The organism is Ancylomarina sp. (assembly GCF_041555295.1).
GTDB lineage: Bacteria > Bacteroidota > Bacteroidia > Bacteroidales > Marinifilaceae > Ancylomarina.
This window is the reverse complement of the sequence record NZ_JBFFKR010000235.1, coordinates 1-5,432: the sequence shown is the minus strand read 5'-3', so window position 1 is coordinate 5,432 and position 5,432 is coordinate 1. Positions and strand designations below refer to the sequence as shown.

The 5,432-nt window shown below is 38.3% G+C and carries 4 protein-coding genes and 1 pseudogene; all 5 read right to left on the bottom strand.

All coding sequences use genetic code 11. The features are described from left to right. Positions 1-759 (bottom strand): cytochrome c biogenesis protein CcsA (gene ccsA / locus ABY905_RS13560; RefSeq protein WP_372644767.1); only part of this gene is annotated, 759 nt, incomplete at its 3' end. 8 nt (positions 760-767) lie between these two features. Further along, positions 768-1,994 carry a cytochrome c biogenesis protein ResB gene (locus ABY905_RS13555; protein WP_372644765.1) on the bottom strand — a complete coding sequence of 409 codons (1,227 nt, stop codon included), beginning with the start codon at positions 1,992-1,994 and terminating at the stop codon, positions 768-770. 678 nt (positions 1,995-2,672) lie between these two features. Beyond that, complete coding sequence (gene nrfA, locus ABY905_RS13550) at positions 2,673-4,184, bottom strand: ammonia-forming cytochrome c nitrite reductase (protein WP_372644763.1); 1,512 nt, start codon at positions 4,182-4,184, stop codon at positions 2,673-2,675. 18 nt (positions 4,185-4,202) lie between these two features. Next, positions 4,203-4,742, bottom strand: coding sequence for a cytochrome c nitrite reductase small subunit (gene nrfH, locus ABY905_RS13545; protein ID WP_372644769.1), 540 nt, complete (start codon positions 4,740-4,742; stop codon positions 4,203-4,205). Positions 4,743-4,867: 125 nt separating this feature from the next. After that, positions 4,868-5,432 (bottom strand): annotated as a pseudogene (locus ABY905_RS13540) (hypothetical protein); the annotation flags it as partial.

The window sequence follows — 5,432 nt, the reverse complement described above, 5'->3', positions numbered from 1 at the left end:
TTTAAATTCACTTGGCATGTGGTGGCGGCGATGGATGTAGATCAAATAACCTAACCAGGTAATCAATGCCCAGGTTTCTTTGGGATCCCAAGTCCAGTAATGTCCCCAGGCTTCTTTAGCCCATAGTGCTCCGAAGAGCAGGCCTAAGCTTAAGAAAGCAAAGCCAAGATATACGAGATTATCAGCCATGAGCATGACTTTACGATCGAGCGTTTTGGTGAAATGTTGATACAAGCCACGAACAGCAACCAATGAGGAGGCAGCCAAGAAGGCATAGGCAAAAATATACACAACCACATGCGGTACAAACCAAGGGCTCTGTAGAGCTGGCATAAGCGTTTTCGAAAAGTTCTCAGGATGCATGTAATTAATTACTAAAAACAGTAGCGATAGACCCAAGCTATAAAAAAGCATCCAGTTATAACGCCAACGCAAATAGGTTATCATGCCAATGGCTGGCAAAAAGAAAGCATACCACAAACGCGTTTCACCCAGAGTCCGCAAGGGTGGACGCTCTAGCTTCACCCACAAGAATGCGATAAAAGCACCAATGCAAACTGTTCCCAGAACAATAAATAAGCGTTTCAACAATTCCTTCTTATAAAGGATAAGAGCTAATAACCAGAGTAAACTACTGCTGAGTAAGACGAGTATAAAGTTGGACCAAATCATGGTTTGTGATGTGTTGATGTGATGATGTGTTGATGTGATGATGTGATGATGTGATGATGTGATGATGTGGAAAATAAAAAACTGCATCTAGCAATTTACTCACTGATGCTTTCTCGTCCTTTCCAGAACATATAAATAGCGCCTATCATCATCATAAAAATACCTAGATAAACATAGGGTTGCCAAGGGTCGCGAACGACTTCTAAAATCGATTTATCGGAATAGCGTCCCATTTTATCATCGTAACTCAATTGGTATATTTTCCAACCGTTTACGGTCACAGGCTTGTTCACTTCAAGCACGGCATCTTGCTTTTTACCATCTGGCGTGTAGAATGTCACTTCAGAAGAGAATCGCTTGGGTTCGGGTACTGTCATTACCAAAGAAAACTGATCATTAAGCTTTAAAGACTCATGGGGACGATTGAAACTCCCACATGAAATCCAGCCTTGCAGCGTATCATTTTGAGGAGATACAACTTTCACTTTCGCAGCAGGTGCAGCTCCAAAATCGGCTAATTGATAATAACGTTCCCCTGCCCTTCCCGATGTCACATAAAATTCTTCAACCTGAATTTTCCAGCTTTGCAGGTCACAATGCAGTCCTTTCTCAATCATGATCATAGATGGTTTCTGAGCTTCGTATAAAGAACCCTTTTCATTTTCAACAATGGCCAACTTGGGATTAAACTCATCAATTAGGAAATCCTTCAGTTTAATAGCTAAAGGCATTTCGTATAACTTTTTATTTTCATCGTACGATTGCAATTCGATCTTGTTTTCGTACACATCCATTTTCAATCGACGCAAATCGCCAGATCCTAATCCACCAGCAAAAATCACAATCCATAAACCCCAATGACTACATACAAAACCCCAGTTCTTGAACTTAAAAGGAAAGGTCTTTCGCAAGCTCACAAAACCTAGAACAAGCAATAAAAGAAAGTTGATCATCAGGAAAGGATATGAACTGGTCATCTGATTTAGGCCTAGCTGCTGAATCAAACCAGCTTCTTTACTCGGTATCTGAGGTAAAATCCCCATCAGAATAACCAGAATACTTAAACTGGAAACCAAAGCAATAGTCAGCGGAATACTCGATAAGAATTTATGGATCTTTGTCTTCCTAAAAAGGAAATGTGAAAGAACTAATAGCGTAAAAAAACTGACTCCTAAAATGAGGTTTAAAGGAAAGACCAGATTCGACTGTGTTTTGGGTAATATAAATTCCAGGATGAATCCGACACTTAAAATACCAAATGAAATAATGAAGCTTTCAGCATATCCAAAGGGGTGCTGCCAGATGGGTTTCTTTATAGACATATAGCGTGTATAGTTAGGCTTAGTAAGGTTCTCAACTCTTATTATCGTGATATTTTTACCCTCACATAATAAAAGACTTGAAAGTACGAATAATAATGTAAAAACAATTGTGTGCAAGGCAATTTAAAGAGAGAATACGGATTTTACGACCTTCACATTTTATTAGGCCATAAAACAAATAAGCCTTATCGCAGATCTTTCAATATAAGCATTGCGAATACTCAGTGTCATTTTCATAAAATAGTAGCGTAGGTCGGGATTTAATATTTATTGATTTTCCGAAAACATTTTTTGGCTTGCTACTTAGTACATTCGTTAAAAAAACAATTTTTCAGTCTTTGTACTTTGTACATCCATCCAAAAATTCATTTTTCAGACTTTGTACTTTATACATTCATTAAAAAAGCAATTTCTCAAGCTTTGTACTTTGTACATTCATCCAAAAATTCATTTTTCAGGCTTTGTACTTTATACATTCATTAAAAAACCAATTTCTCAAGCTTTGTACTTTGTACATTCATCCAAAAATTCATTTTCCAGGCTTTGTACTTTATACATTCATTAAAAAAACAATTTGTCAAGCTTTACCTAAATAGGTATCGATTAATCAATCATCTATTTTAAAAAAAAATGCCACCCTAAATGGGTAGCATTTTCATATCGAATATCTATTACAAATTAAAGTTTAACCTGATAACCGCTTTCACGTTTCTCAGCTTTCTTTTTCCATTCTGGAAGCATGTTCTTCTTAAATTCTGCTTTTTCTGCTTCTAACTTCTCAATATCCAAACCAATGAATTTTTGAGCTTTTGCTTTAGTAGCGATATCTGGGTAAGCTACTTCACCCGTAAATCCATACTTGTTTAAGATTCTTACCAAAGCAATTCTAGCCTCTTGTGCACGAACGATACCTGTCGAAACAACACGACTAATTTCAGTTGGTGCATGGAAAGATCCACCATGAGAAGCAGCAGCATAATCCCAACGCCATTGTGCATGACGAATCATCATTAATACAGGCTTCATAGTTGCCTCATCAGCTCCTAAATCCCAAGCTTTCTTAGCCTCAACGTGAGCACGAACAAGAAGTTCCTCAAGCTTATCGCGATTTTCGATAATCTGATCCTGACGCGTATAAACGTTCTTAATCAACTTCTCAGTTTCCTCACGGTGACAAACCTGACATGAGTTAGCTACGTTATTCAAAGGAGATTGGATATGGTGATCCGTAAATTTCTGACCGCCTTCTGATTTGTATGGCATATGACAGTCAGCACAAGAAACACCACGATCAGCGTGAATACCTTTTAGGTAAACTTCGTAACCAGGATGCTGAGCTTTCAACATAGGAGCCTTACTCAACTTATGAGTCCAATCTTTAAACTCAATCTCGTCGTAATACTCTTCCATCGCTTCAACGTCCATACCTTTATCCCAAGGGAAAGTCAGGTAGTTGGCACCTTCTACTTTTTTCTTATCGAAATAATATTCAACGTGACACTGAGCACATACTAAAGAACGCATCTCCTGATGAGTTGCATCTTCGATATTTTTTCCTTGACGCTGGAACGCCTCAATTAAGGCAGGACGGGTTACTCTCAGGTTCATGGTTTTAGCATCATGACAATCAGCACAACCAATTGGGTTCACAACTTCGTGACCTTTACCTGCCCATTTTCCTTTATAGAATTCAGCAACACCAATTTCATTCATCAAACGAGGTACATCTGGCGATTTACATGTCCAACAAGTCGATGGCATCGGGCCATCATTCTCTGTTTTTGGTCCACCAGTACGTAAGGTATTCTGTAAGTCTTCGATTGCATAATAGTGACCACGACCTTGATTATAGTCTTTTGAGAAACCATAACCTGCCCAAAGTACAACCAAACGAGGGTCAACTTCCAACATATCAATCATGGCATTACCATTATACTTGCTATTAAAGCTGGTATCGGCAGTCTTATAATACGTTTCAAATTCGCGAGGGAAATTCTCACCCCAAACCTCATTACGAGGCTCCCACTGGTCATGCTTAACCTGTGGTGTGTAAGCGAAAACAGATTCAGCTCTTCTTTCCATAATCGAAGAAGCTAAAATTCCCAAAAGAACAACAACAATTAGAGAAGCTAAGAAAATAAGCCACCCCAATAAGGGTCTTCTATTTACTGATTCGTTAATAGGCTTCATAGTTTATTTATTTAAGTTTTATTTGGTATCAGTTTCTTTTAAATAATCTTTCATCCAATCTGGAATTGGACTTGAAGGTACGGGTACACGTGCGTTTGGTACACTCGAAAGGCTATTAACCCTTCCGTGGGGTACTTCTCTGTGGCAATCCCAGCACACTCTACCCTGTGTATTGTGTGTGTGTTGTGGAACTTGTGATGCCAGTTTAGGATCAGTCAATGTTTGACTGTGACAGCGAATACAGTTATTATGAACCACTTCGCGTCCTTCTTCCAAAATAAAGATAACTTCCGGTTCCATTCTTAAGGCAAACATTGTTGCATGTCTTAAACCGTCTTTTGCCTTAAAAAAGTACTTATTAAACACATTATTGTGTGGTACGTGGCAATCGTTACATGTGGCAACTTCGCGGTGCGAACTATGCTGATAGGTCGCATACTGAGGTGCCATAACATGACAGTTGACGCAAGTTTTAGGATCATCAGAAAGGTAAGAAAGTGCCTTTGATAAATAAAGCACATGAATTCCTAATCCGACAAAAGCACCCAAGACAATCATCACCGGAAATCTCCATTTTGGTGGAGGGGTTAATAATCTGAATAATTTTACCATTGGCTCTTAGATTGAATGTGACTGAAAATTCCTGATCCTCGATAAATACCAAGGATCAGGAACACCCGTTATTATTTTAGAAAATTAGGTTTAAATACTAACATCATCCATCCCCAACATTGTCCTTCTCCAGAATCTCCACCTTTAAGCACTTCCATTGAATCAGAAGCAAACATTTGTGAATATCCCATTTTAAAAGTCACTGACTTAGAATAGTTGTATCCGAATGATAGATCAAGTTCTGTTCCTAAATAACTGTCTTGTTTTTCTCCCGCTAACATTAAATCAGCTTGTGTAGCAAAACGATGAAGTGTTGCTCCAAAAGAAATTTTATCCTTAGAATAAGCACCACCAATAAAAGCATCGACTAAACCAACATTACCGGTATGGTTACCTACATAGAAGTAGTCCATATGGCCATTAAATTTATGATTGGTCCCAAAAAGTGGTGTGAATGATTTATTATCGAAATTTGCATTCTGCTCATTCGTATCCGTTCCTGATTGAATTTCAAAACCAATATTCCCCTTAAAATTTGAAGACAAAGCATAGTTAGCTCCCAGAGAAATCAGGTAAGCATTTAAATCACGATCAGCTGCATCTTTACCCATTTGAAGATAAGCAGAACCCGTTAAT

Coding starts and splice junctions, on each gene's coding strand:
- ABY905_RS13555 (WP_372644765.1), bottom strand. CDS start 1,994: ATGTCTATAAAGAAACCCATCTGGCAGCACCCCTTTGGATATGCTGAA.
- nrfA (WP_372644763.1), bottom strand. CDS start 4,184: ATGAAGCCTATTAACGAATCAGTAAATAGAAGACCCTTATTGGGGTGG.
- nrfH (WP_372644769.1), bottom strand. CDS start 4,742: ATGATTGTCTTGGGTGCTTTTGTCGGATTAGGAATTCATGTGCTTTAT.